Genomic DNA, 24,214 nt, shown 5'->3' with positions numbered 1-24,214 from the left:
TCCTTCTTCCCTTACGTCCGGTAGCCGGCGTTGATTCTTACATAATCATATGTCAGGTCGCATCCCCATGCTTTACCACTTCCGCTTCCTATGTGGAGATTTACTGTTATCTCCACCGTGTCACTTTCCAGGTAAGCTTTTGCTTCTTCTTCGGAAAAATGAACCGGCGTGCTTGCTTTCAAGGTCTCCACCGGCCCTACTGATATATCCACCGTATCCGGATCAAGCTCCACTTCGCTGTACCCGAGAGCGACAATCACCCGGCCCCAGTTGGCGTCTGTGCCGTATACAGCGGTTTTCACCAGGTCTGAGCCGACAATCTGCTTAGCCGCCTGGCCGGCTTCTTCATCCGTAGCAGCACCTTCCACTTTTACTTCAATCAGCTTAGTGGCCCCTTCGCCATCTCTTGCTATCTTTTTCGATAGAGACTCGCAAGTTTCTTTTAATCCGGCAACAAAAGCATTCCAGTCAGGATGCTCAGGATGAAGCGGGTTGTTTTCCGCCTTACCGCTCGCCATGACAACTACCATATCGTTTGTTGACGTATCTCCGTCAATGGTAATCCGGTTAAATGTTTTGTTCGTAATTTCTGAAAGCGCCGTCTGCAGGTGAGCAGGTTCAATCGCAGCGTCCGTAGTCACAAACCCGAGCATTGTGGCCATGTTCGGATGTATCATGCCCGACCCCTTAGCCACGCCTCCGATAAACACTGCTTTATTGTCCACCCATGTCTGAAAGCACGCGTGCTTTCCGGCAACATCTGTGGTCATAATCGCTTCGTTAAAATCCTGCGCCCGTTCAAAACCCGTTTCCGGTTCGAGATGTGCGATGCCTTCATTGATTTTATCCATCGGCATTGCTTCACCGATCACCCCGGTGGAAGTTACTGCTACCTGATGTTCGGGCAGCCCGAATTTTTTGGCACTGTTTTTTCTCATGGTATAAGCATCTTCAAGTCCCTGTCTGCCTGTACATGAATTGGCATTCCCGCTGTTGACGACAATGGCCCGGAGCTTCCCCTCTTCGGCAATGCTCTCTTTTGTCACCTGCAGAGGTGCTGCCTGAATTTTATTCAGCGTATATACAGCGGCACTCGACGCCGGCACGTCACAAATAATAGCTCCGAGATCTTTTCTTTTTCTTTTGACCTTTGTATGAATACCCGCTGCGGAGAAACCAGCAGGGCTCAAAATGCTGCCTCCCGATACTTCTATTACCTGCTCTGCTGTCGATGCCTCTACCATGATTTTTCTTCCTTTCTTATGGATAAACCGGAAGCTGAGAAATCCCTTCCTTCTCGTCTGCTCCCAGCATCACATTCATATTTTGTATCGCTTGCCCCGAGGCGCCTTTAACTAAGTTATCAATTACTGAAACGACCGTCAGCCGGCTGGTGCGTTCGTCCACTGTCCAGCCGATATCGCAAAAGTTACTGCCATATACTTCTTTTGTTGCCGGGAATGCTTTCTCTCCACGTACCCGGACAAATGGCTCTTTGTCGTATGCCTGATGAAACAGCTCCTCTATATGCCCGCTCTTCGTCCCGCTGGTAAGCGGTACATACATAGTCGCTAAAATCCCCCTAGTCATCGGTACTAAATGAGGACTAAAAGTAACGGGATGGTTCTCGCCCGTACGCATGTCCAGTGCCTGTTCAATCTCCGGCGTATGCTTATGCTCATTTACTTTATAAATTTTAAAATTTCCGTCCATTTCACTAAAATGAGTAACTGCTGACGGCGTCCGCCCGGCTCCTGTGGTTCCTGTTTTAGCATCAATAATAATATTTGAAGGATCAATCGCAGCTTTGCCTGCGAGCGGCAAAAGACCCAACAGCACCGCAGTCGGGTAGCAGCCGGGATTGGAAAGCAGTGAAGTTCCTGCCACTTCGTTTCTATTCCATTCTGTTAAACCGTAGACGGCTTCTTTCAGCAGCGTTTCCGGAGCGCTTTCGCGCTGATACCAATCCTCATATGTGGCGGAATTCTTCAACCGGAGGTCTCCGGATAAATCAATCACTTTTGTGTGCTTTGCAATGGTTTCGCTCCAATCCGCCGATATGCCGGGAGGCGTGGAAAGAAATACCACCTCATACGCGGACCAGTCAGCTGCTTCGAGCGGCTGTAGAATTTCATTATATAAATCTTTCATATGCGGATACATATCAGAAAGCATCGTATTGTGCTTCGACGAAGAATAAACGTCAATCTGTTTAACCCCGCGGTGCTGGGCCAGCATGCGTATTAATTCCACACCGCCGTAACCAGTTGCTCCAATAATCGCTATATTCATAAAGTTGCACCTCTATTTATCTTTATACAATGTGTTCTGTTGATTATTATAAGTCTGAATATATATTAATGCAACTGTATTTTTATTTTTTCTTTATATTTTTTATATCTGTGCAGAAGGCAAGTTTTTAAGCTTTTTCCATCTAAATACCGCTTTTTGCGGAAAAACATTTTATGTATGAAAATGTACTATCAATGTATAAAGGTGCTGAGTTTTTATTTTCGTTTTCACTAAATAGCACCATTCCTTTTCTTTTCTTTTTGTTTTCATTCCAGTAAAATAAGGAACGAATCTTGTTTTTTTCTATACTGCTTCTACGCAGCTGGCTATATGCATTTATATTTCCATTAGGAAAGAAGAGGTTTTTTATGAAAAAACATTTGATAGCTCTTGATTTAGACGGGACGCTTCTAAAAGACGATAAAACAATTTCCACAAAAACCTGGAAAGTGATTCAGAAGGCCAAAGAGGCAGGACATACAGTTGCTATTGCTACCGGCAGGCCATACCGGGCCAGCAAAATGTACTATCAGCAGCTCGGCCTTTCTACGCCTATTGTTAACTTTAATGGGGCATACGTACATCACCCGGCCGATCGATCTTTCCGCTCCTTCCATGAACCGCTTGACCTTGACCTTGCCCGGACAGTGATCGAAACCTGCCGGACGTTAAATGTGCAAAACATGCTCGCAGAAGTGCTCGACGACGTGTATATGGATGAGCATGATGAATCCTTTATCGATCTTCTGGCTTTCCAGGGACCGGTGACCGGATCCGGGAGGCTCGAGAGAGTACTGTCCCACTCTCCTACTTCCCTGCTCGTGTATCCTCAGGAGGGCACAGCAGAGCAGCTGCAGGACCTGCTTTCATCCAGTGAAGCTCAGGGTATGCACCAACGCTCCTGGGGCGAGCCTCATCATATGATTGAAATTATTAAAAAGGGAAATCATAAAGCAAACGGCCTGGAAAAAGTCGCTGCTTACGCGGGGCTCACCATGGAGGATGTGATCGCTTTTGGGGACGAAAATAATGACTTAGAAATGCTTGAAGCTGCTGGAACGGGGCTTGCGATGGGAAATGCAAGTACAGATACGAAGTCAGCAGCAGATGAAGTTATCGGTACAAATGAAGAAGACGGCATCGCCCATTATTTAGAAGAACGGTTGAAGCTTTCCACGGATAACGCGGTGCTTTTTAAGAATTAAACGCGTGATTTTGAATAAGGATGTGTTCAAACAATGCAGGTGTATAAAGTACCTACAGATACCGAACAGCATGTGAGGAATCAAATAGCTGACCTGTTGATGGGCCAGATGGATTCTATCGGCATGAAGGATGCATACAGGTTTCTGCAGCGGGCCATTAACCTTTCCCTTGACTCCGATTCTACTGCCCATATTTTCGTAGCCGAAACCGATGAACAGATCGTAGGTGCCGCTTTCTTAAATATCGGTATCAGTCTGGAAAAAGGCGGCTACTATGTCTGGCTGAATGACCTCTATGTGAATCAGCAGTACCGGAATCGGGGCATTGCGAAAAAGCTGCTCTTAAAAATTATTTACTGGGCTGAACATAATGATATTAAAGGTATTGAATTAGAAACCGGCGTGAACAACGCAGCTACCAAAGCACTGTACAATTCACTCGGGTTTTACGATGTTATTTCTAAACGTTATGGCTTTCGTTTTTAACTCCTGTCTTCCCTTATATCGGGAAGACTTTTTTATTGTCTGTAGGCAGTGTAGAAGAGCATAAGAATTCCTTTGACTTCGTTCGGCCCGGCGCTAATATAGGCATGGTCATGGTCAGCCTGAAAACGAAGCGCGTCTCCAGGTTCCATAAATTGTCTGCTTTCTTCTTTCGTCTGTACTTCCATTTGCCCTTCGTGCACAAAAATATACTCTTCCACGCCGAATGGATGAGCAGAGGAGTAGTGACTACCATCGGAAGAAAGCACGAATTCATACCATTCGACTGGGGCCTGCTCATGCTTGGAAAAAATATTTCTGACTGCGTATCCGTTTTCTCCTTCCAGCCATTCGGCTTTATCTGCAGGAACAAATTCCGTATCCGGGCGGTGCTGCTGCAGAAATGCCGAAAATCCTACACCCATTCCTTCTGCAATCTTCCACATTGTCGTAATCGTCGGATTCGATGCCCCGCGTTCAATCTGTCCAAGCATAGGTTTACTCACTCCAGTCGCTTCCGCCAGTTTATCCAGACTCCACCCGCGGGCATGGCGAAGCTGACGTAAAGTTTTACCGATTTCTTTCCCTATTGATTCTTTCATTTTTTCACCTCTGTTGTATAATATAACATACAAATGTATACTGAAATCAAAAAGGAGGGAAAATCATGAGCAGTACAGCTTCGTTAGAACACTCCTGGATGAACGGCCTTACTCAGGGGGTGCCCATAGCTGCGGGCTACATCCCTGCTGCTTTGGGATTTGGCCTGCTAGGTGCCAACAGCGGCCTTTCCATCGTTGAAACTGCCCTCATGAGCATTATTATCTTCTCCGGCGCCGCCCAGTATATGGCCCTTGGATTAATCACTGCCGGCGCCGGTTTATACAGTATATGGGTCTCCACCTTTCTCCTGAATATCCGGCATTTGTTGATGAGCGCATCTGCTAAACAAATTTTTTCTTCTGCTTCTAAATGGAATCAGGCTGTTTTAGCCTTCGGCTTAACGGATGAAGTCTTCGCCCTGATCTCTGCCAGAAAAGATAAAACAAATGTATTTTTTGGGATCGGGGTTTTCTTGGCAGCCTACATCAGCTGGGTAGCTTTTTCGTGTGCAGGATATTATTTTGGCGCTTTGTTTCCCGATTATCTTCAGATCAGCATGGACTTTGCGCTGTATGCCTTGTTTGCGGCATTATTGTTTCCAATGATTTTAAAATACCGGATGGCTCTATATACCGCTGGCTTAAGCGCAGCAATCAACACACTTCTTGGACTCTGGATTCCCTCCGGATGGGCCATTCCAACAGCAATGACAGCTTCAGTATTTATTGTCGTATATGCCAGTTCTTTGAAGCAGGAAAAGGAGAGTCAGCCATGAACATGCTTCTCTTAATCATTGGAATGGGTGTTATTACATACGTAACGAGAGTTGTGCCCTTTTTTTCGTTAAATATCGAACGCCTGCCCCTTCCAATTCAGCAGGCACTTCAGCTTATTCCCTACGCCGCGCTCGGAGCAATGCTGCTTCCGGGAGCCCTTCGTTCTCCGCCTGATACCTGGTTTGGTCTGCTTGGACTCTGCACTGCTTTTTTGATTGCCTTTTTAGGCGGAAAATTTATTGCTATTATTTGCGGCACTGTCGGGCTGCTTTCCCTCGCTGCTTTTTTTATTTATTAATATAAAAAGCAGGAGCTCTGCCAGCTCCTGCCTTACGGGGTTTTGGACGTGTCCAAAACCGGAGAATCCAGATTTTCAGCAAGCATTTGGAATTCTGCCTGGTACGAATTTTCAGGGTCGAGAAGATCTGCATCAAGCTCCCCGTCCCACCTCCGTTTGTTTCCCGGGCTGACCTCCACGGATTTCTCCGCCTGCGTAAACACCTTTCCTTCTGAATAAACATAAACCGTCTCAGAGTCGTCTTCTTTTTTAACAATTACTTCTGCTTCCTGGCCGTCCTGGAAATTCAGCTTCATTTCTTCATTTCCCGTATTTTCAAATTCTAAATGCCACGTGTTGTTTTCAGTATCCAGCGTCCCGGAAAGCGTCCACGTGTTTTCTTCCATTGAAGCTTCCAGAGTGCCGGGGGAAGATTCTTCAGCCTGTTCGCTGCCACAGCCAGCTGGAAATATACAGAAACACGCTATCACCGCAGCTAACCACTTTTTTACAGCCATTCCTCTCACTTCCCGGCTTTTTTGATCAGTCGTCTTTACGGAACAGACCGAACACAGTAGTTGTGTTAATAATGTTTGTAAACGCCTCCGGATCTGCTTCCTGGACTACTTGCTGAAGCGTGTACATTTCATAACGCGTAATCACTGTCATTAATATTTCTTTTTCGCTGGCATCAAATCCTCCCCGCGCCGGAATCCGTGTAATTCCTCTGGTCAAATTTTGATGAATAGCATCCCGCATTTCGTCCGGATTTTTCGTTACAATTAAAGCCGTCAGTTTTACATGGCGTGTGTGGATAGTATCTATAACCCTCGAGCCGACATACAGCGTTACCAGGGTATATAAGGAGCTCTCCCAGTTGTATAAAAACCCGGCTGCTATCACGATAATCCCGTTTAACAGCATAAAATATGTGCCGACCGGACGATCACTCATACGGGCCAGTACGAGGGCTACAATATCCAGGCCGCCTGCCGAAGCACCCCACTTTAAGGCTACGGCAGCCCCAGCTGCTGTGATCGCTCCACCAAAGACACTGTTTAATAAAATGTCTCCCGAAAGCTCGGTAATAGGTATAAGGTCCAGAAAAAAGGTCGTCAGCGCTACGTGTAAAAAGCTGTAAAACGTAAACAGCCGTCCTACTTTGAACCAGCCTAGCATAGCAATCGGTATATTAATTAAAAACAAAAGCACCCCAGTGGAGAACGGCAGAAAGCCTGCAATAATCTGCGCAATCCCTGTAGCCCCGCTCGCAAATACGTTTGCCGGCTCCAAAAACAAGTTTAGGCCGACCGCCATAATTAAGGCCCCAAATACGATAACCAGGACGCGTGTGACCTCTGAGACGATAGATGAATGGCTTGTAAGCATAGTGTCCCCCTTTCTGCTGCAATGTTTATTCTAAATATGGGAAGAAGCCCATTTTGAGGCTGCTATCATCCCTTCTCTCGTTACTTTGTGACCTGCTTCCTGCTGAAGATAATAGGCCTGCCTGGATGACTCTCTATATGGGAGACGTTCAAAAAAGCGATACGACAGTTCGTAAGGCACCACATCATCTTCTTTTCCGTGCCAAAAAAAGATAGGCTTCGATTCAACTTTAGCAGGTTCAAGAGAAAGATCGTAGGTGGCCAGCTTCTCTAAAAGATCCTGTTCCTCGTGCTCTGACAGCTCCCAGTCAGTGTTTTTCTTTAGCGAACGTATCTGCTCTTCGGCCATCGCTTTCCAGGACGGCGACCCCATCATGATTATGCCCCCCTGAATCCATTCAAACGATTTAAGCGCCCCGCATGAAATGATTCCTCCCATGGAAGTGCCGGAAACGTATATGCGGCCGCTGTCAATCCATTTATATGTAGTCATTTCATTCACCAGGCTTTGGGTTTCGTTTACCGCCTGCATAACAATATCCCAAAACGCATAGGTTCTTCTGCCAGCATCAATATCTCCCGCGCGCTCTCCGTGATAAAGAGCGTCGGGGAGCACGACCCGGATCCCCTTTTCTGCCAGATAATAGGCAAAGGAAAGATTTTGTTCTTTACTGCTGCCAAGTCCGTGCCAAAATAAAACCGTAGGCTGCGGATGAAGTTTATCTGCCTGCCTGAAGATATGCAGGCTTGGAATATCTGCGATCGTTTGGTTTTCAATGGTAATCATGCTATTCCATCCTTTGCAGCCATTATAGTAGTGCACTCTGAATATTGTACCCCAGTAAAGCAATTATTGAAAAGACCGAAGCTTTCCATGTGCTCTAGAAACAAAAAAGACAGCTGCGTGCATTTAGCACTTCGACAGCTGTCTCTCTTTTGCCTATTTTTCGTCTTTTTCCTTTGCTGTCCGGAGCGGTTCTTCCTCTTTTTCCTCTGCTTCTTCATAATGAAGTACAGAATATTGAGCACCTTCAGAGACCATTTTGTTGTCTTCAAAATCCTGAGGGTCCGGGTTGCCCACCGTTTCATTCAATTCTTTATCTTCATCTTCCTTCGTTTTGCCGCCTACCTTAGCCGCAGTGCGCTTAGATACATCTTTTACCTGGGCCCTTGTTTCTCCGTCTTTTAGAAAGTAGACGGCTGCGCCCACAATTAGTGCCGTCAGTACGGTCCATAAAATACCATTTTTCTGCATACAATATGCCTCCTGTCTCGATCAACTGATTTCAGTGCTTCTTTTCGCTATTTCCCAAATCATTTAATACTAAACCCTTCTTCTTTATGAAAAATGTTACATAGAAAAACTGCAGAATTAATCTGCAGCTTCTCCCGAATTATTTTTTATATAGATCGTTTACGTCTTTCAATGGGTTTTCCATGCCGGAATTTGTTTCTTCATCCCAGGCGAGCATTCCTCCAGCAAAATTATAGACATTCTCGATCCCATTATCCTGAAAATACTGAGCCGTATGCTGGCTTCTCGAGCCGCTCCGGCAGATAAACACATATGATTCATCTTTTTTGAACTGATCGATCACTTCAGGCACCTGGTTCATCGGAAGCAGAGGCACCCCCGGTATGTGCCGTTCCTCATATTCCCCCGGCTCTCTTATATCAATCATGATTGGTGTATTTTTTTTGCTGCGGTATTGTTCTTTCAGTTCGTTTACATCTATTTGACGGATTCCTTCTAATTCATAGGCCATACTGGTTCATCCTTTCTATATTAACTTTCGGATTAATTCTACCATCTATATACTGATTCGTTAAAAGTCTTGTACCTTTGAATATGCCGTGTCTGATACAATAATGTAAGAATAGGAGGCGGTCAGCTTGAATAACGATATTATTTCGCTGTTTCCAGAAGCAGTGCCTAAGGAGCGGTGGAAAAAAATCACCCGCCCCGAACACTACCTTTATTACCAGCTTCCGGATGGCTCGCAAATGGCTCTTCCCATTCAATCCCTGTCTGTCCGGGAGCAGCGGCTGCTCGAAGCTATGCTTACACCGATTTCTCCCGGCATAGAGGAAACTTCTCCATGGGCAGATTACCTTCAGGAAAGAAGCGATAAGCTGCCTGAACGGATTCCTGATCCGTTTCGCTTTTTGTTTCTTGAAGGCTCCAGCCTGCATCTTTGGAGAAACGATATTCATGATACACTTCTCGAATATTACCAGCGCTCTGTCGTCCTATCAGCAATTAGTGATGAAAAGCTTCTTGCCATCATCCCGGACGATGGTCCGGAAGAGGAAGAAGTATTTGAGGCTCAGGAACTATCAACTCTGCTTATGGGAGACACGATGGTTGACGCTTCTGTGTATTACGGGAGAAAAATTTACCGCAGTGAAAATCTCCGTTCAATTTTTCAGCAGGAACAGAAAATGTTTTCGTTTCTTCAGGAGCAGCAGCCTTCCAGGCGCTCTTTCGCTCCCTTTGAAGCGTTGCCCTGTATCCATATGGCCGAAAATAATCAGCTCTCAAAAAAAGAGCTGATCCATTATGCCCTGGGCGGACTCGAGCAGGATGAAGAATTAATGCATACGCTCTATACTTTTTTCCTCGAAAATTTAAACAGCAGCGCCACTGCCAAAAGGCTTCACCTTCACCGGAATACGCTGAAATACCGGCTCGACAAAGTGACAGACCGGATTGGCATCGACGTCAAACAGTTCCTGCACGCTGCCCCGCTATTTTTGCTTCTTCAGGCTCAGTACGGCTCGGGCATCGCATAGGTTATACTTTTTTAACTTTATTCGAAAGTGTACCAATCGCCTTTACATAGACCTCTATCTCGTCTCCATCCTGTAAATACTTAGGAGGAGTAAAACCTGACCCGACCCCTGACGGCGTCCCTGTCGCAATGACGTCGCCAGGTCGAAGCGTCATTCCGCTGGATAATTGTTCGATCAGTTCTGCAATGCCGAAGATAAGGTCCGATGTGCTTCCGGACTGTCTTTTCTCTTTGTTTACATACGTTTCTAGTTTCCATTCCGAGGACTGATCGGAAGGACCGACAGTAACATATGGCCCAATCGGTCCGTACGTGTCCCCGCTTTTGCCAAGAAAAAACTGCTGATGTCGCTTTTGTACATCCCGGGCGGTAACATCATTGAACAGCGTATATCCAAACACATGCTCCATCGCTTGTTCTTTGGAAATCCGCCGGCCAGCCTTTCCAATAACTACAGCTATTTCCCCTTCGTAATCAAGAGCCTTTGTAAACGCTTCGTCCAACTCTATATCTTCCCCATCCGCAATCAGTGACGAAGAAGCTTTCGTGAAGACCAGAGGTGCTTCCGGAGCGTCTTTTTCACCCATCTCCGCAGCATGGTCTGCATAATTTTTTCCAATGCAGATAATGTTCTGCCCTTCCCGCTTTACCGGCGGAAGCACCTTTACGTTTTCAGCAGCGTACGTTTTGAATTGGTGGCGGTGCTCTGCATAATCCTGCCACCGCTCCACAAGCAGGGCATTTGCATTAACAGTTTCTTCAAGCCACTTTCTTAAATCGCCATCTTCCCCAATTTCCAAATCAACATACACGTCAAATTCCTCATCGTATCCCGCAAGAAACGACTGGCCATTTTGTTCTACCGCTGCAATCCTCATGATTATTTTCCTCCTTGAACATTATTGTGTCTGCTCAGCACTGATCGTTACTCCGTCGAGCTTTAGGGTCCCCCCGTCCAGCAGCCGGCTTTCGGCTTCTTTTGCAGAAGCCTGCCATTCCTGTTCATACGCTTCTTCAAACCTTACCCTGGAATGGTTAAAAAATATGCCGTTTCCGGCTATATACTGATCATACGATTCCAAAAAAGCCTCTTCCCCGGTTACCCGGACACGAACAAGAACGTCACTTCCGTTCCATTGGTCGTTTTTATAATATCCAAAAGCGTATACGTTATCCAGCACCGCGTAAGAGCCCAGCGGGATAATGGCTTTTGTTTCCTGCGCCTGTTCCAGGCTGTCCGCGGTAATTAATTGTTCCCCCGGCTGCAGGCGGTCGGCAAAGCTGAAGCTCAAGTAAAAAAATAAACCTACCATAAAAACAGCGAGCAAGGGGGAAAGCATCCGTTCTATGCGTTTCGACCGGTTTGCGCCCGCCCGGTGCAGTGCATATGCAACCGCTCCTCCTATTACCAGTGTAACAATGGCGCATATGACGTAAAAAATCCAGGGGGTTATTGTCCAAATCATCGTCTAATCCTTTCTTCATGTCTTCGTTAAAAATTCCTTTCCTATCGTATCATATCCTCCCTCCCCATCAGAAACAGAAGCTTTTTCCCTCAGCCGTATATACGGGTTTATTTCTGGATGAAAGCGGTAATACAACTTTAAATACCTCAGGGGGGATTGTTGATGAACAAACTGCACACCTCACTGGCTGTCTGGGCACTTTTTTTATTTGTTATGGCCTTTGTTCTCCCTTTTGCGACAAACGGCACCAGTATTCTGGCTGATTTAATGCACAGCTATACGATCTATGGCTTCTTTTCCCTCGTACCAATCATTGTTTACGGAACTATCCTCTCCATTTGTTCAGACTGGATCACTAATCTTTTTTTCAAGCGTTTCCCCGAAGTCTCTCTCGTTCTGCATATTATTGGCGGTGCTTTTGTTTACGTTTTTTCCCAGCATTGGAACATTGCACTTATGGGGATTTTCGCTGCTGTTTTGTTCTTCACGCTTGATCAGCTGTTTGTACTCTGGCATCGAAGGTTTACCTTTATGGCAAACATTCCATTTGTTCTCAGCTTCAGCAGCGTCCTTCTAATGTTCATTGGCGCTTCCTTTCCCTGAAAAAATATAAATAAGCCCCGGGAACTTCAGCCCCGGGGCTTATTTGTTATGAAGGGTTCACCCGAAAAAGAGGCTGCCCGTATTCTACTAATTCTCCGTCTTCCACCAGGATCTCTGCAATTTCTCCACTGACTTCTGCTTCAAGCTCATTCATTAATTTCATCGCCTCTACGATACAAACGATGGTATTCGGCTTGATCGTTGCCCCTTTTTCTACATAAGCACCTGCTTCCGGTGAAGGTGAGCGGTAGAATGTGCCTACCATCGGGGAAGTAATTTCATGATAATTAGATTCATTGTTCTTTTCTTCGCTGCCTTCCGGCGCGCTTTCTTTTTTCGTTTCTGCCGGCTGTGGGGACGGCTGGGCGACAGGTTGCGGTGCCGGTTCTACAGCTTGCTGTGCCACGGGCCTCATTGCTGATTCTTTACGTATAGTAACCTTTTCTTTCATGTCGTTTCGAATTTCCAGTTCTCCGACAGACGAGTCGTCCACCGCCTGAATGAGCTCTTTAATTTCTTCAATAGAATACATTAAGCTTCTCTCCTCTCAAAAATAAACACTTACACATGCGTTGAACTTAAGAAAAAGCGCTGATACTTTTGCTGCTGCCTCGCTTTTTCAGTAAGCACCGCATTCATTACCAGATCGCCAAATATGTTTGCGATGTCTTGAAGCGAATACAAACCGCTTGATTTGTACCACTTGTATGTCCAGTTCATCATTCCAAATATCGCCATCGAGGTAATCGGCACTGGAAGCTCCTTTCGGAACTCTCCTTCTTTAATACCCTTTTCGACCAATTGAAACATCGTATTCTTGTATTCATCCCGTTTAGCTTCAAGCCGCTTGAAATAATCTGTAGATAAATGCTTTCCTTCCTGGTAAAACACTGTTACGTGCGGGCGGTACACTTCAAACATGCGGACAAACGAGCGTATCACTTCATATAACCGCTCAGCCGGCGTATCATACCTGGACTGCACTTCATCGGCCTTTGTGAGCACGTAGGTGATAAACGATTCATGAATAGTATAGAGAAGTTCTTCTTTAGACGTGAAGTTGTGATAAAAACCGCCTTTAGATGTGTGGCTCTGTTTCACAATGCGATCGACGGTGACCGCATGGAAGCCAAATTCTTCAAACAGCTCTAAAGCTGCATCCGTAATTCGCTTTTTCGTCGATCTGGTCGCCATCGATCCTTCCGCCTTCCTATATGCTAGACACTGCTTTCTTCTTCCATAATAGAATAGGTGTCCAAAAAGTTTGTAGTAAAGTTTCCGGAAACAAAATCTTCGTGCTCTAAAAGCTTTAAGTGAAACGGGATCGTCGTATCTACTCCGTCGACGACAAATTCGCGCAGCGCCCGCTTCATCCGGGCAATCACTTCTTCTCTATTTTTCCCGCGGACAATAAGCTTAGCTACCATCGAATCATAATAAGGAGAAATTTTAAACCCGGTATACATTGAGCTGTCCACCCTTACTCCAAGGCCTCCCGGCGGCAGATACAGATCAAGCTTTCCGGGGGAAGGCCTGAAATTTTTGGCAGGGCTTTCCGCGTTGATTCTGCATTCCATCGCCCACCCTTCTATTTCAATTTCCTCCTGCTTTACCTGCAGCTCATGGCCGGCTGCTGCATAAATCTGTTCCTTGATTAGATCGACACCGGTCACTTCTTCTGTCACGGGATGCTCTACCTGAATCCTTGTATTCATTTCCATAAAATAAAACTTTTTATGGGCATCCAAAAGGAATTCCACTGTACCTGCCCCACAGTAGTCAACTGCTTTTGCAGCCTGAACGGCAGCCTCTCCCATCGCCTCTCTCGTTTCTTCATCAAGGGCCGGTGAAGGGGCTTCTTCTACAAGTTTTTGGTGACGCCTTTGAATCGAACAGTCCCGTTCTCCTAAATGGATAACGTTTCCGTGACTGTCTGCCATAACCTGAATTTCAATATGTCTCGGCTCCACGACCAGCTTTTCCATGTAAACACCGGCGTCTCCAAAAGAACTCTCTGCTTCCTGACGGGCCATCTGGATGCATTTATCCAGGTCTGCAGCGGTCTGGGCTGCGCGCATTCCTTTGCCGCCACCGCCGGCAGTAGCCTTGATCATAACAGGATAACCGATATCTTCTGCCAGCGCATGAACGTCAGTATTTTCATCAATCAGTCCATTACTTCCTGGTACAACCGGCACGCCCGCTTCTCTCATTGTTTCTCTTGCCACGTCCTTTGTTCCCATACGCCGGATGGCTTCCGGGGAGGGACCGATAAACGTAATATCATGGTCTGCACAAATCTCGGCAAACTCTGCGTTTTCGGCTAAAAATCCGTAGCCTGGATGAACTGCTTCAGCTCCGGTTTTTAAAGCAGTAGAAATTAAATTAGTCATTTTTAAGTAGCTTTCCGAGGAAGCGTACGGCCCTACACAGTAAGCTTCATCCGCCATATGAACGTGCAGGGCGTCTTTATCTGCTTCTGAATACACGGCCACGGTTTCGATTCCAAGCTCCTGGCAGGCTCTTATAATACGAACGGCGATCTCACCGCGGTTGGCTATTAATATTCGTTTAAACATACTTCGCGCCTCTCTTTCTGTAAACAACCAGCGGCTGATTCCCGCCCCCGCTGACAATCTATCTCGAAAACCCTTGATATGTAAGGATTTTTCATAATTATACTACCCTTCATTTTATTCCTTTTGTCAATTCTTCTCAACAATTTTTTTAAAACTTTTCTTTCCTTCCTGTTAAGCGTACATAAACCCAGCCATTTTGTCTGATATAATAGATGCTTAAAGAGAAAAGGAGCGGGTTCTGTTGACCAACACTGTAACTACATATGTTAGAGATGAATATTCTGTTTTAGCGGATGTTATCATGTGCGAACCCAGGCATATGGCCATTAAAGAAGTAATAAATGAAATGCAGAAGCAGCATGCTTCCACCAATATCAATATAGAAAAAGCAATACTTCAGCATAACCAGCTCTCGGCTGTCATTCAGGAATTCGGGGCTTCTGTGCATTTTCTCCCTGCTTCCGCTTCTCTGCCCGAGCAGGTTTTCACCCGGGACATCGGATTTGTTATTGATGAGAAATTGATCGTATCAAATATGGGCGCCTCTATCCGTTTAGAAGAAACCAAAGCACTCGCAGACTGGTATGAGCGTCGTTACGGCTCGTGCTTCTATTTAAAAAAAGGCACCATCGAAGGCGGGGATGTTATGCTTTCAGATGATCTTCTTTTTATTGGCCAGAGTTCCCGAACGTCTAGCGAAGGACTTGAAGAACTCCAGCAAATGTGCCCCCATAAGCAGATTATACCGCTCCATTTCGACCATCGCCATCTCCACCTGGACTGTATTTTTAATATTGTGGCCAGTGCTACTGCTATTGTTTATGAACCTGCATTTGAAGCAGACAGCCTGGCAGCAGTCAAACAACGTTTTAATATAATCTCTGTACCAGACGAAGAGCAGGCCCGGCTTGGCACCAATGTATTCTCCCTGGGCCGCCGCCACATTATATCGCTGCCGGAAAACATGCATGTTAACAAACAATTAAGGGAATACGGATTTATAGTTCATGAAGTGCCCTACGATGAAATCATCAAATCCGGGGGCTCTTTCAGATGTACTACTCTCCCCTTGCGGCGGGAAGAAAAAATTATTAACAAAGAAAGGAACGTGGAACAATGATCATGTCTGCAGAAGAGATTCAAAATGAGCTTAGCAATCTGCCCAACTGGAATAACGACGAGGACAGGGCCATTGTGCGTGAATATAAATTCTCCAATTATCTAGACGGCATTGAGTTTGTTAAAGAGGTCGCGGCACATGCAGAAAATGTTCAGCACCACCCAAAAATTACCGTGGACCACACCAATGTAACTATTTCTTTTACTACTGTAGATCAGGGCGGCGTCACCGAAAAGGATTTTAACGCAGCTAAAGAAGTAGAACGGCTTGCTGAAGATGTCCAATAGCGCTTAAATTCTTTTCTATATAATTCGTCTAAAAACAGCTGCCGAAGCTTTGAATCGGCAGCTGCTTTATTTTGCGAGGCTAAAGTCACTATTTACATGTATCTTTATACAGACTTTTATGCCTTTACATATGTAACAGAGATACTTATATTAATAATTTGTCTTAAATACAGATTCAATCGCTTGAGTATATTATGGACTCCCTGGATGCCGGGCTGGCAGAAATTTGCTTTCCGCCCCGTCTTGTCCAAGTTGAAATTACAGAGGATAATATCTATTACGATCCCCAAATGACCATTGATTTTTATTAACCGCCTCCAGCAGCGCGGAGTCAAAGTTGCGCTTAATGACTTTAGTGCGGGAAGTTCGCCGCTGCATTCCCTGCAGGATCTTCCTATTGACTTGGTAAACCTTGACCGCAGTTTTATCCTCCATATTCCTTCTGCTAATTTTGATATAACACTTCTAACCGGCATTTACCGTCTTAGAAGAGCTCGGGCTCGACGTTGTTACGGAGGGGGCTGAAAATGCCGAACAGCTGGAGTTTGTACAGCAGTACAGCACCTCTTCCTATGTCCGGGGATATTACTTCAGCCGTCCGGTACCAAAAGCAAAACTAATGGCTTTTATGCAGGAAAGCAACAAAAAAATTCTTCATTTACCCATTAACAGGGGCAGCTGCCTTTTATGCAGCTGCCCCTGTTTCAATTAATAAGAATGCTTTTTTTCTACTGTGCCATCTTTTTTATAAATGACGGCTTCCGTGCCTTTCTTTTCTGCCACTTCTTTTGCACGTTCGATAGCGTCTGATTTGTTGTCGTAGACAATATCCGGTTTTTTCGCACTTTTCGCCCGGACAGCCCAGCCATCTTCATGCGGCTCCACCAGCTCGGCTTTTTCCATCAGCTCCGGATCAGAACTGCTTTCCCCGTCGTCACGGGATTTAGGATCTTCTTCTTCCATGAATTCGGTTACTTCTTCTTTAGAAGCATTATTGTACCATTCTTTTGCCTGTTCGGTCGCGATTGGAATGGCCCGTCCTTCATCGTAGCCATCATCGAGCATGGAATTGGCTATATCAATTGCTTTTTTCTTCACAGGCTTGTCTAAATTCTTTAAGGATGAAGGGTAATCATTCATCGTCCAGGGCATGTTCTTTCCTCCTTGTTTTTTGAGTTACCTTTCTTTTCCCTCATTGGTTCTAAATAAAAACCAGCTTTTCTCTTTTAGAGGAGAGCAGAGCTTTAATTTCTTAGGATAATTTGTATGAGAAACTGTTTAGGGCACTGAAAAGCAGGGTACAAGAGAACTAGACATTATTATATAATCCACATGCCCTGGTGCTCTGCCATAAATCATGGTACCATTTATTAGGCTGTAGGATTAATCGCATTTATTGTAAGGAGGAATGGTGAATTATGGATATGATCGGTGGCATAGCTTTACTTATCATTGCGGTAGCTTTTGCAGTATTAGTTATTTTCTTAGCCCGCGTTTTAAGTAACCTCACTAAAACATTGAACGGGGTGAACGAAACAGTAGACAAGCTGCCTGACCAGCTTGACCAGGTAATGAATCAATCGGAGCTGATTTTACATAACAGCAACGAGACGATTCTAGATGTGAATGAAAAGCTCCATTCGTTGAGCCCGCTGTTTTATATTGTTGGAGATGCCGGGGAAGCTTCCAGAAAGCTCAGTTCAAGCCTTGTTGATATGACAGCAGGCATGAAGCGAAGCTCCACTGAAGGTAAAGGTAAAGTGAACGAGCAGGCTCTTGGCGGCCTTTATGGCACTCTTGCTTTAGGATACTACATGTACCAGAAGCGCCAGGCTATCAAGGACTGGAAAGAGGAGAATACAGGAAATGCATAAAAAAAGCCTATGGTCGGGAGTTGCTGCCGGATATGCTGTTTCGGTGCTTGCCAGTCTGCTCACTGCTCCGAAAAGCGGAAAAGAATACCGCCGCAAAGTATCTTCCGGAGCAGGAACCGTACAGCAGACACCCGCCCGGGTGAAAGGAAAAGCGAACGCCCGGGCCGAAAAGCTGTATGAATCCGGAAAAGTCCGGTACGAACTGCTGCACGGTAAACTCGATAATATTCGCCTGGAAGCCCGTATCAAAGGTGCATCAAGTATGCAGCACCAATCAATGCAAAAACCAGCTGATGAATAAAATCAGCTGGTTTTTCTTTTATTTTTTTATCCGTTTCCACCCTTTTTTCAAAGGCGGCAGAGAAAGCTCCCCGCGTTCAAATACGTTTTTTATAATAAACTCACTGTAATGCACTGCCTGCTGGTACGAAATTCTTCCCGGAAGCGGAGGCTGCATGTCCACTACGCAATCAATGACTACCGGCTTGGTGGCAAGCACAGCTTTTTGCAAAGCCTCATGCAGCTCCATTTTTGATCTTACTCTGTAGCCTTCACCACCGCACGCCTTGGCAAATTCCGCAAAATTAATATCACTGATATCTGTTTCCGTATCCAAGTGACCCATCTGCTGTTGCTCGTACTCAATCATTCCAATTTTTTCATTGTTAAATATGACACATATCATTGGAAGCCTGTACTTCACGGCAGTGGCAAAATCCTGCATGCCCATTGCGAAGCCCCCGTCCCCGGCAAGCATAACGGTCTGCCTTTCCGGCCAGGCCGCCTTGGCGGCGATTGCACCCGGAAGTCCGCAGCCCATCGTAGCCATCCATCCAGAAATGACGAAATCCTGTTTTTTCAGCTTCAAATAACGAGTCGCCCATACGGTGACATTTCCAACATCTACAGACACTACCGCATTTTCCTCCAAAAACTGCTGCACTTCGTGAATTACCTGTGGTGGCTGCAGCGTGTCTGTTTCCTCGGTCATATCTTTTTCAAGCTCCTCCCACCACTCCTTCCTCTTTTCTTTATATTTTTTCATAAAGGCGGAAGCTTCCCGGCGTTCGAGGTTTTCCGTGTACCACTTCAGAGCCATACCAAGGTCAGAAACTAAACCAACCGTCACAGGATAGTATTTCCCTATCACTCTTGGGTCAATATCGATCTGAATCGCTTTCGTGTTTTTCGGCATAAAATCGCGATAAGGAAAGGATGTTCCCGCCAATATCAGCAAATCCGCTTCCTGAACCGCTTCGTAGGACGGCGTTGTGCCAATCTGTCCGTTCTGTCCCAGACTGTGCTCGTGCTCGTCAGGGACGACACTCTTTGCAAGCAGGGTGGATACCACCGGGGCCTGTATATGTTCAGCAAATGAAAGCAGTTCACTGACGCTTTCCCTAGCTCCCTTCCCGGCTAGAATTACCGGCCTCTGCGCCTCGTGCAGCAATCGGGCGGCTTCCACCATATCTTCCTTCTGCGGCCAGATTTGCGGCCTGGCAAACGCACTAGAGGACATAGGGACTTCGCGCTTAATTTCTGCCGTGGAGATGTCGTCCGGGATAACGAGCACGGACACACCCTTCTCTGTATATGCAGTACGAATCGCCTGGTGCAGCATATCCGGAAGCTGCTCGGCACTTTGTACACGCTCGTTAAACACACTGACATCAGCAAACATTTGGTTCAGCTGGATTTCCTGAAAATTGTCTGTGCCTATGATCGAAGAGTCCACCTGGCCGACCAAAGCAAGCACCGGCACTTTATCTCTTTTCGCGTCATACAAGCCGTTCAATAAATGAACACCACCGGGGCCGGCAATGGAAGAGCAAACTCCCAGCCTTCCTGTGAGCTTCGCATAAGCTGCGGCGGCAAGAGCCCCGGTCTCTTCATGACGGATCTGGATGTATTCCAGGCCGTCTTTCTCCTTTCTCAGCTCTTCCATGAGCTCATTAATGGAATCCCCGGGCATTCCGTACAGATGGCTTACTCCCCATTCTTTAAGTATTTCCACCACTTTATTTCCTGCTGTTTGATTACCCATCGCACCCGTTCCTCCTGTTTTCACGAATTTTCACAATTCTTTACTTCTCTACCCCTCTTCTTATTTACTTCAAACCTCCTGGCGTTTTTTCCTGTCACTACTGAAAAAGCCTCTCCCATATTGGGAAAGGCTTAGCGGTTGTCTATCGGCTCAGGGTATAAATCATGCTGAAACAGCCGGTTTTCTGCAAGCTGTTCGTATTTGCTCCCCGCCCTGCCGTAGTTTACAAACGGGTCAATCGAAATACCGCCACGCGGAGTGAATTTGCCCCAGATCTCCAAATAACGAGGGTTCATTAAATGGACCAGATCGTTCACAATCGTATTTATGGAATCTTCATGGAAGCCTCCGTGGTTTCGAAAGCTGAACAAATACAACTTCAGCGATTTGCTTTCCACCATTTTTTCATCCGGAATATAGCTGATATACAGCGTGCCAAAATCTGGCTGTCCGGTTTTTGGACAGAGCGTGGTGAATTCCGGACAGTTAAATTTTACGAAATAGTCCCGATATGGGTGCGTATTTTCAAATGTTTCCAGCAAAGAAGGGTCGTACTCAAATGTATACGATGTTTTTTCACTGCCCAGCTGGTCTAATTGTTCAATGTCTTCTCTTTCCGGCATGCTTTTTTCCTCCTTATACTCCCTGTTTGTTTCCCCAGAGCAGTGTATGCAGCTGCGGCAGGACCCGCACTCCATTTAAACGCTCTTCCTGCAGCACTTTTTCTGTAAGCCATTCGTATTTCGCAAGCAGGTGATCTCTTAATTTCTCCACCTGCGGCGTTGCGGTGTCGTCATTTCCCACCTGCAGATACATTGTTACGTCAGGATAACGCTCATGCACGTCTATCGCATATTTCAAATCGTTTTCATCAAAAACGACGACCTTCAGGCTGAGGGCTTTATCCCTGCGCGGCTGCAGTTCTTCCATATAACGGTCCAGCCTGGGCCAGTCCGTTTTCATCAGCGAACTCGGCGGCTTCGGAGAAACTGTTACTTCGTCAATTTCCTTTACCCATTCGTTCCAGATAGACCCCTGCGTCTCAATCGCCGTCTCAATTCCATGCTGCTGCAAAAGCTCCACAAGATCTCCGAGCCCGGGGTGCATGGCTGGATTGCCTCCAGAGATGGTGACGTGATTAAAGGCTTCTCCTCCGGTTTCTTTTAATTTATCATAAATGGCTTCTGCACTCATCGCTGCTGCTTTTTGCGATCCGTCCCACGTAAAGGCGGAATCACACCAGGAGCACCGGTAGTCACAGCCGCCAGTGCGAACAAACATCGTTTTCCGTCCGATAACCATGCCTTCCCCCTGAATTGTCGGTCCGAATATTTCCAGTACCGGTGTTGCTTTCATTTAGGAAAAGTCCCCCTCTTTGGGCCGAAACACAGCATAGCTTGTCGGAGTCTCTCTGACGAGCACCTGCAGGCATTTCGGTTTATTGGACGTTTCATCGAGCTTCTGCTGGACTGTTTTCCAGATCACCTGGGCCACCACCTCTGTCGTCGGATAAGCGGCTTCAGTTTCTTCACTGGCAAACTCTGGATGGTCGTTCAGCATCGTATGGTCGTAGCGCTTATGGATCCATTTTTTTAATACAGTAAAATCAATTAAAAATCCGTTCTGGTTCAATTCATCACCGGCCACCGTCACATTGATCGTATAAGTGTGCCCATGCACCCGGCGGCACTTCCCCGCTTCTTCAGACGGGATATAGTGCGCCGCACTTAAATGCATATCTTTATTTAATTCATACCGGTAGTTGTGCGGCCACTGTGGGTAATACGAATAGATCATAATCCTTCCCTTTCTTTTTGTTCCAAGTATTGCTCATACCCGGCACGACGCAGATTACAGGCTGGGCATTCCCCGCACCCGTCTCCTGGTATGCCGTGATAGCAGGTGAGCGTTTCATCTTTTATATATTTAAGCCTACCGAGACGGTCGGCAAGCTCCCAGGTCTCTTTTTTATCGAGCCACATTAACGGTGTATGCAGCACAAACTCTTTGCCTATCGCCAGGTTTAACGATACATTCAGTGATTTCACAAACACATCCCGGCAGTCCGGGTATCCGCTGTAATCGGTCTCGCATACACCTGTAACGATATGTTTTGCCTTTTTCTGTGAGGCAAGAATCGTTGCAAAAGAAAAGAATAACAGGTTCCGGCCTTCTACAAATGTAGAAGGAAGCTCTCCGTCTTCCCCTGCCTCCACTTCAATATCATCCCGTGTTAATGCATTCGGCGCCAGCTGACTTAAAAGTCCCATATCCAGCACATGATGCTCAATATTAATATCCTCAGCAATCCGCTTTGCTACTTCTATTTCTTCATCGTGCCGCTGTCCATAAGAAAAAGTTACGGCAATAACTTCTTCAAATTGCTCTAATGCCCAGAACAAACAGGTCGTGCTGTCCTGGCCTCCACTAAAGACAACGACCGCCTTTTCATTTTGAAAACCCAATTGTTATTCCCTCTTTCCACCAAGACATTTCACAGCGTCCCTATTATAACATCTTTTTACGTACGTGCCTCTGCTCACGCTTACCTCGAAAAAACCCGTGAACAGTAAAGGTCACGAGTCTTTTGAATCGTTATTTTTCATTTCACGTATGTACGTTTCTGACCATAATGTTATTCATTTTCCTGGTCTAAAAAAGCGTGGCTTCCCATCGCATTCCGCTGTCCCTGGTATTTACCTGTATAAGGCACTCCTGCTTCTTGGTCCATTTCAGCAAATACGAGCTGGGCGAGCCGTCTTCCGGACGTTAAACGAATGGGAAGGCGATTGGCGTTGTAAAGCTCGAGTGTAATCTCTCCTTCAAATCCTGGATCTACCCATCCAGCATTTTGAATAAAGAGCCCCATTCGCCCGATCGAGCTTCTCCCCTCCACAAAAGCTGTAATATGCTGGGGGAGCCTGATATATTCTTTTGTAGTCGCAAGCAGAAACGAATGCGGAGGTATAATCACCTGGTCGCTTTCAAATTCTACATATTTGGCGGGCTGGTCCAGCTGAATCGACTCAATAGCGTTTTCGTCGATTTTTAAAAAGTGCGTGCCCAGACGAATGTCTACCGATGCCGGCTGGATTTGATGGTCTTCTAACGGATCGATACTGAGAGCGCCCTGGCCCATCATCGAGCGGATTGTTTGGTCGGAAAGTATCACCAGCTCTGCCTCCTTCGCATTTCTTTCTTTCCCAGTATAAAGAACAATGAAGAAAAACGCCAACACCGCAAAGCAAGGGAAAATTTTTCTTTTTATTATTTCACAAAAAAGCACCCTCCAGGCGGAGCCAGAAGGGTGTTAATGCCGTGTTATACAAATTCGAGTTCCAGCTTGTATCCTTGTTCAAACAATACTTTTCCGTCCTTGTATTCATCCATCAATTCTTTATAGGCCTCTGTCCATTCGTTAAAAGCCTTCTTGTCATGCATATCCAGGGAGTCATCAATTTTGCGCAGAAGCCGCTCTCTGTTAAATTCAAACACAGCGTACTCCATCATCATTTGAGCATATAGAGATTGAAGAATCTGCCTTGAAGGCCTTCTTCCATTCTGAATTGGCTTTACTTTTTTCATAAAATGCTGTTCATGAGTTGGATGTAACATATTCGTCGAACCCCCTGTTCTTATTGCAGCGCCCGCTGGGCACTGATCTTTTTTAAAGCGGGCGACGCGCGCATGGCCTCCCAATGCCTCTCTATTGATTGCCAATAATTTGTGTGTACTGCACTATACCCACCTTTAATGTCAATAAAACTAATCGTCTGACAACTTCATGGAAAATAAAAACGGATTGTATCCGCTTACATAATCCCATTATAGACCATTATTCATAAAAATTCGAGTTATACAATTGAAAAAATTATTGTCCAGCCAAAAAATTTCATTGAAAAAAGGGAACACACATTCGTATAATGAATATAACTACGTATCGGAAGGAGGGGGCAGGAATGGTTGTTACAGAAAAGGAGCATATTGTTATCCACTATGCTGTTCTACTCCCGATTGTAAAGAAAGTACTGGCGCTTGACACCGAGGCGCTTAAATCTTCTGGTTTTCGCCTGCAGGAGCCCTACGAGCGCTTGTTTCACCAGGCTTTCGATGCTCTTCAGCACGACCTCTGCCAACTTCGCCTTTACATGAATAGAAAGAACATACACATTACCTTTGATCGAAACGATGGTATCTTTACGCATTACGTGTATTATCTTGACGGCGGCTCGGGCCGCACCTCCCATTTAAATGCCAATTTAAAAAAACAGACAGAGCGCTGTCTACATCTTTATTTTGCCGGCCGCTCCGCTTTAACCAATGACGAAGTGCTGCATCCGGCTTCCGTTTGACAAATCAGGCCTGCGGCGGTACATTAACGATACAATCTCAGGAAGAAAACCCGCAGTTTCGCAAAAGGAGAAA

At 45.9% G+C, this 24,214-nt stretch carries 33 protein-coding genes; 12 read left to right on the top strand and 21 right to left on the bottom strand.

Annotated features, from left to right (window positions below; all coding sequences use genetic code 11):
- Nucleotides 1–11: 11 nt before the first annotated feature.
- Both argJ and argC read right to left on the bottom strand, forming a co-directional pair.
- On the bottom strand, nt 12–1,244 hold the full coding sequence (gene argJ / locus ACTTK6_RS07615) for a bifunctional glutamate N-acetyltransferase/amino-acid acetyltransferase ArgJ (RefSeq protein WP_079475883.1): 1,233 nt from the start codon (nt 1,242–1,244) through the stop codon (nt 12–14).
- Nucleotides 1,245–1,260: 16 nt separating this feature from the next.
- Nucleotides 1,261–2,292: an N-acetyl-gamma-glutamyl-phosphate reductase gene (gene argC, locus ACTTK6_RS07610; RefSeq protein WP_462833101.1), complete on the bottom strand. Its 1,032-nt coding sequence runs from the start codon at nt 2,290–2,292 to the stop codon at nt 1,261–1,263.
- Nucleotides 2,293–2,660: 368 nt separating this feature from the next.
- Here argC and ACTTK6_RS07605 point away from each other — a divergent pair, with 368 nt between their 5' ends.
- Nucleotides 2,661–3,497 (top strand): Cof-type HAD-IIB family hydrolase, encoded by an 837-nt coding sequence (locus ACTTK6_RS07605; protein WP_462833100.1) that lies wholly within the window; start codon nt 2,661–2,663, stop codon nt 3,495–3,497.
- 33 nt (nt 3,498–3,530) lie between these two features.
- On the top strand, nt 3,531–3,983 hold the full coding sequence (locus tag ACTTK6_RS07600; protein ID WP_079475880.1) for a GNAT family N-acetyltransferase: 453 nt from the start codon (nt 3,531–3,533) through the stop codon (nt 3,981–3,983).
- A 32-nt stretch (nt 3,984–4,015) separates the two neighbouring features.
- On the opposite strand, the gene ACTTK6_RS07595 is transcribed toward ACTTK6_RS07600, so the two are convergent.
- On the bottom strand, nt 4,016–4,582 hold the full coding sequence (locus tag ACTTK6_RS07595) for a helix-turn-helix domain-containing protein (protein WP_094908487.1): 567 nt from the start codon (nt 4,580–4,582) through the stop codon (nt 4,016–4,018).
- 65 nt (nt 4,583–4,647) lie between these two features.
- Between ACTTK6_RS07595 and ACTTK6_RS07590 the strand changes: the two genes are divergently transcribed.
- Entirely contained in the window at nt 4,648–5,358 is a 711-nt protein-coding gene (locus ACTTK6_RS07590) for an AzlC family ABC transporter permease (protein ID WP_094908486.1), read from the top strand.
- Nucleotides 5,355–5,657: an AzlD domain-containing protein gene (locus tag ACTTK6_RS07585; RefSeq protein WP_158219148.1), complete on the top strand. Its 303-nt coding sequence runs from the start codon at nt 5,355–5,357 to the stop codon at nt 5,655–5,657. Before ACTTK6_RS07590 ends, ACTTK6_RS07585 begins: the two co-directional genes overlap by 4 nt.
- A gap of 32 nt (nt 5,658–5,689) precedes the next feature.
- On the opposite strand, the gene ACTTK6_RS07580 is transcribed toward ACTTK6_RS07585, so the two are convergent.
- The 5 genes from ACTTK6_RS07580 to ACTTK6_RS07560 all read right to left on the bottom strand — a co-directional run bounded on the left by ACTTK6_RS07580 (nt 5,690) and on the right by ACTTK6_RS07560 (nt 8,790).
- Entirely contained in the window at nt 5,690–6,154 is a 465-nt protein-coding gene (locus tag ACTTK6_RS07580) for a BsuPI-related putative proteinase inhibitor (protein WP_462833099.1), read from the bottom strand.
- Nucleotides 6,155–6,179: 25 nt separating this feature from the next.
- The gene (locus tag ACTTK6_RS07575) at nt 6,180–7,025 is read right to left on the bottom strand and encodes a YitT family protein (RefSeq protein WP_462833098.1); all 846 of its coding nucleotides are present in this window, start codon (nt 7,023–7,025) and stop codon (nt 6,180–6,182) included.
- Between the two features lie 30 nt (nt 7,026–7,055).
- Nucleotides 7,056–7,811 (bottom strand): serine aminopeptidase domain-containing protein, encoded by a 756-nt coding sequence (locus ACTTK6_RS07570; RefSeq protein WP_462833097.1) that lies wholly within the window; start codon nt 7,809–7,811, stop codon nt 7,056–7,058.
- Nucleotides 7,812–7,964: 153 nt separating this feature from the next.
- Nucleotides 7,965–8,279, bottom strand: a complete 315-nt coding sequence (locus ACTTK6_RS07565; protein ID WP_079475873.1) for a hypothetical protein — start codon at nt 8,277–8,279, stop codon at nt 7,965–7,967.
- A 139-nt stretch (nt 8,280–8,418) separates the two neighbouring features.
- Complete coding sequence (locus ACTTK6_RS07560; protein ID WP_079475872.1) at nt 8,419–8,790, bottom strand: rhodanese-like domain-containing protein; 372 nt, start codon at nt 8,788–8,790, stop codon at nt 8,419–8,421.
- Nucleotides 8,791–8,917: 127 nt separating this feature from the next.
- Between ACTTK6_RS07560 and ACTTK6_RS07555 the strand changes: the two genes are divergently transcribed.
- On the top strand, nt 8,918–9,817 hold the full coding sequence (locus ACTTK6_RS07555; RefSeq protein ID WP_462833096.1) for a PucR family transcriptional regulator: 900 nt from the start codon (nt 8,918–8,920) through the stop codon (nt 9,815–9,817).
- Between the two features lies 1 nt (nt 9,818).
- Here the strand turns inward: ACTTK6_RS07555 and ACTTK6_RS07550 are convergent, their stop codons facing one another.
- Nucleotides 9,819–10,694 (bottom strand): fumarylacetoacetate hydrolase family protein, encoded by an 876-nt coding sequence (locus ACTTK6_RS07550; RefSeq protein WP_079475870.1) that lies wholly within the window; start codon nt 10,692–10,694, stop codon nt 9,819–9,821.
- Between the two features lie 21 nt (nt 10,695–10,715).
- The gene (locus ACTTK6_RS07545) at nt 10,716–11,282 is read right to left on the bottom strand and encodes a hypothetical protein (protein ID WP_079475869.1); all 567 of its coding nucleotides are present in this window, start codon (nt 11,280–11,282) and stop codon (nt 10,716–10,718) included.
- 162 nt (nt 11,283–11,444) lie between these two features.
- Between ACTTK6_RS07545 and ACTTK6_RS07540 the strand changes: the two genes are divergently transcribed.
- The gene (locus ACTTK6_RS07540) at nt 11,445–11,885 is read left to right on the top strand and encodes a hypothetical protein (RefSeq protein ID WP_079475868.1); all 441 of its coding nucleotides are present in this window, start codon (nt 11,445–11,447) and stop codon (nt 11,883–11,885) included.
- A gap of 46 nt (nt 11,886–11,931) precedes the next feature.
- On the opposite strand, the gene accB is transcribed toward ACTTK6_RS07540, so the two are convergent.
- The 3 genes from accB to accC are packed head-to-tail and all read right to left on the bottom strand — an operon-like array spanning nt 11,932 to nt 14,464.
- Nucleotides 11,932–12,417: an acetyl-CoA carboxylase biotin carboxyl carrier protein gene (gene accB, locus ACTTK6_RS07535; protein ID WP_079475867.1), complete on the bottom strand. Its 486-nt coding sequence runs from the start codon at nt 12,415–12,417 to the stop codon at nt 11,932–11,934.
- A gap of 29 nt (nt 12,418–12,446) precedes the next feature.
- Nucleotides 12,447–13,079, bottom strand: a complete 633-nt coding sequence (locus tag ACTTK6_RS07530; protein WP_462833095.1) for a TetR/AcrR family transcriptional regulator — start codon at nt 13,077–13,079, stop codon at nt 12,447–12,449.
- Between the two features lie 23 nt (nt 13,080–13,102).
- On the bottom strand, nt 13,103–14,464 hold the full coding sequence (accC, locus tag ACTTK6_RS07525; RefSeq protein WP_079475865.1) for an acetyl-CoA carboxylase biotin carboxylase subunit: 1,362 nt from the start codon (nt 14,462–14,464) through the stop codon (nt 13,103–13,105).
- A 241-nt stretch (nt 14,465–14,705) separates the two neighbouring features.
- On the opposite strand from accC, the gene ACTTK6_RS07520 reads away from it, so the two are divergent.
- The 3 genes from ACTTK6_RS07520 (at nt 14,706) to ACTTK6_RS07510 (ending at nt 16,396) form a co-directional block, all read left to right on the top strand.
- Entirely contained in the window at nt 14,706–15,584 is an 879-nt protein-coding gene (locus ACTTK6_RS07520; protein WP_462833094.1) for a dimethylarginine dimethylaminohydrolase family protein, read from the top strand.
- Nucleotides 15,585–15,586: 2 nt separating this feature from the next.
- Entirely contained in the window at nt 15,587–15,871 is a 285-nt protein-coding gene (locus ACTTK6_RS07515; protein ID WP_094908502.1) for a 4a-hydroxytetrahydrobiopterin dehydratase, read from the top strand.
- Nucleotides 15,872–16,168: 297 nt separating this feature from the next.
- Nucleotides 16,169–16,396 (top strand): EAL domain-containing protein, encoded by a 228-nt coding sequence (locus ACTTK6_RS07510; protein ID WP_079475862.1) that lies wholly within the window; start codon nt 16,169–16,171, stop codon nt 16,394–16,396.
- Between the two features lie 183 nt (nt 16,397–16,579).
- Here the strand turns inward: ACTTK6_RS07510 and ACTTK6_RS07505 are convergent, their stop codons facing one another.
- Entirely contained in the window at nt 16,580–17,023 is a 444-nt protein-coding gene (locus ACTTK6_RS07505) for a DUF2188 domain-containing protein (protein WP_079475861.1), read from the bottom strand.
- 266 nt (nt 17,024–17,289) lie between these two features.
- On the opposite strand from ACTTK6_RS07505, the gene ACTTK6_RS07500 reads away from it, so the two are divergent.
- Nucleotides 17,290–17,745 (top strand): DUF948 domain-containing protein, encoded by a 456-nt coding sequence (locus ACTTK6_RS07500; protein ID WP_079475860.1) that lies wholly within the window; start codon nt 17,290–17,292, stop codon nt 17,743–17,745.
- Nucleotides 17,738–18,046: a YtxH domain-containing protein gene (locus ACTTK6_RS07495; RefSeq protein ID WP_079475859.1), complete on the top strand. Its 309-nt coding sequence runs from the start codon at nt 17,738–17,740 to the stop codon at nt 18,044–18,046. Before ACTTK6_RS07500 ends, ACTTK6_RS07495 begins: the two co-directional genes overlap by 8 nt.
- An 18-nt stretch (nt 18,047–18,064) precedes the next feature.
- Here ACTTK6_RS07495 and ACTTK6_RS07490 read toward each other — a convergent pair whose 3' ends face one another.
- The 7 genes from ACTTK6_RS07490 to ACTTK6_RS07460 form a co-directional block, all read right to left on the bottom strand.
- Nucleotides 18,065–19,789 (bottom strand): pyruvate oxidase, encoded by a 1,725-nt coding sequence (locus tag ACTTK6_RS07490; RefSeq protein ID WP_462833093.1) that lies wholly within the window; start codon nt 19,787–19,789, stop codon nt 18,065–18,067.
- Nucleotides 19,790–19,920: 131 nt separating this feature from the next.
- Nucleotides 19,921–20,412: a preQ(1) synthase gene (gene queF, locus ACTTK6_RS07485; protein ID WP_079475857.1), complete on the bottom strand. Its 492-nt coding sequence runs from the start codon at nt 20,410–20,412 to the stop codon at nt 19,921–19,923.
- Between the two features lie 13 nt (nt 20,413–20,425).
- Entirely contained in the window at nt 20,426–21,145 is a 720-nt protein-coding gene (gene queE / locus ACTTK6_RS07480; protein ID WP_079475856.1) for a 7-carboxy-7-deazaguanine synthase QueE, read from the bottom strand.
- Nucleotides 21,146–21,586 carry a 6-carboxytetrahydropterin synthase QueD gene (gene queD, locus ACTTK6_RS07475; protein ID WP_079475855.1) on the bottom strand — a complete coding sequence of 147 codons (441 nt, stop codon included), beginning with the start codon at nt 21,584–21,586 and terminating at the stop codon, nt 21,146–21,148.
- Nucleotides 21,583–22,254, bottom strand: a complete 672-nt coding sequence (gene queC / locus ACTTK6_RS07470) for a 7-cyano-7-deazaguanine synthase QueC (RefSeq protein WP_079475854.1) — start codon at nt 22,252–22,254, stop codon at nt 21,583–21,585. The genes queD and queC overlap by 4 nt, the downstream gene beginning before the upstream one ends.
- A gap of 170 nt (nt 22,255–22,424) precedes the next feature.
- Nucleotides 22,425–22,961 (bottom strand): dCTP deaminase, encoded by a 537-nt coding sequence (dcd, locus tag ACTTK6_RS07465; protein WP_462833092.1) that lies wholly within the window; start codon nt 22,959–22,961, stop codon nt 22,425–22,427.
- Nucleotides 22,962–23,110: 149 nt separating this feature from the next.
- Nucleotides 23,111–23,404: an IDEAL domain-containing protein gene (locus tag ACTTK6_RS07460; RefSeq protein WP_079475852.1), complete on the bottom strand. Its 294-nt coding sequence runs from the start codon at nt 23,402–23,404 to the stop codon at nt 23,111–23,113.
- Nucleotides 23,405–23,748: 344 nt separating this feature from the next.
- Here ACTTK6_RS07460 and ACTTK6_RS07455 point away from each other — a divergent pair, with 344 nt between their 5' ends.
- Nucleotides 23,749–24,141: a hypothetical protein gene (locus ACTTK6_RS07455; RefSeq protein ID WP_462833091.1), complete on the top strand. Its 393-nt coding sequence runs from the start codon at nt 23,749–23,751 to the stop codon at nt 24,139–24,141.
- The last annotated feature ends 73 nt before the right edge of the window (nt 24,142–24,214 follow it).

It is taken from the genome of Marinococcus salis (assembly GCF_054971365.1).
The sequence above is the reverse complement of the archived record's forward strand: the minus strand, read 5'-3'. Positions and strand labels throughout refer to the sequence as shown.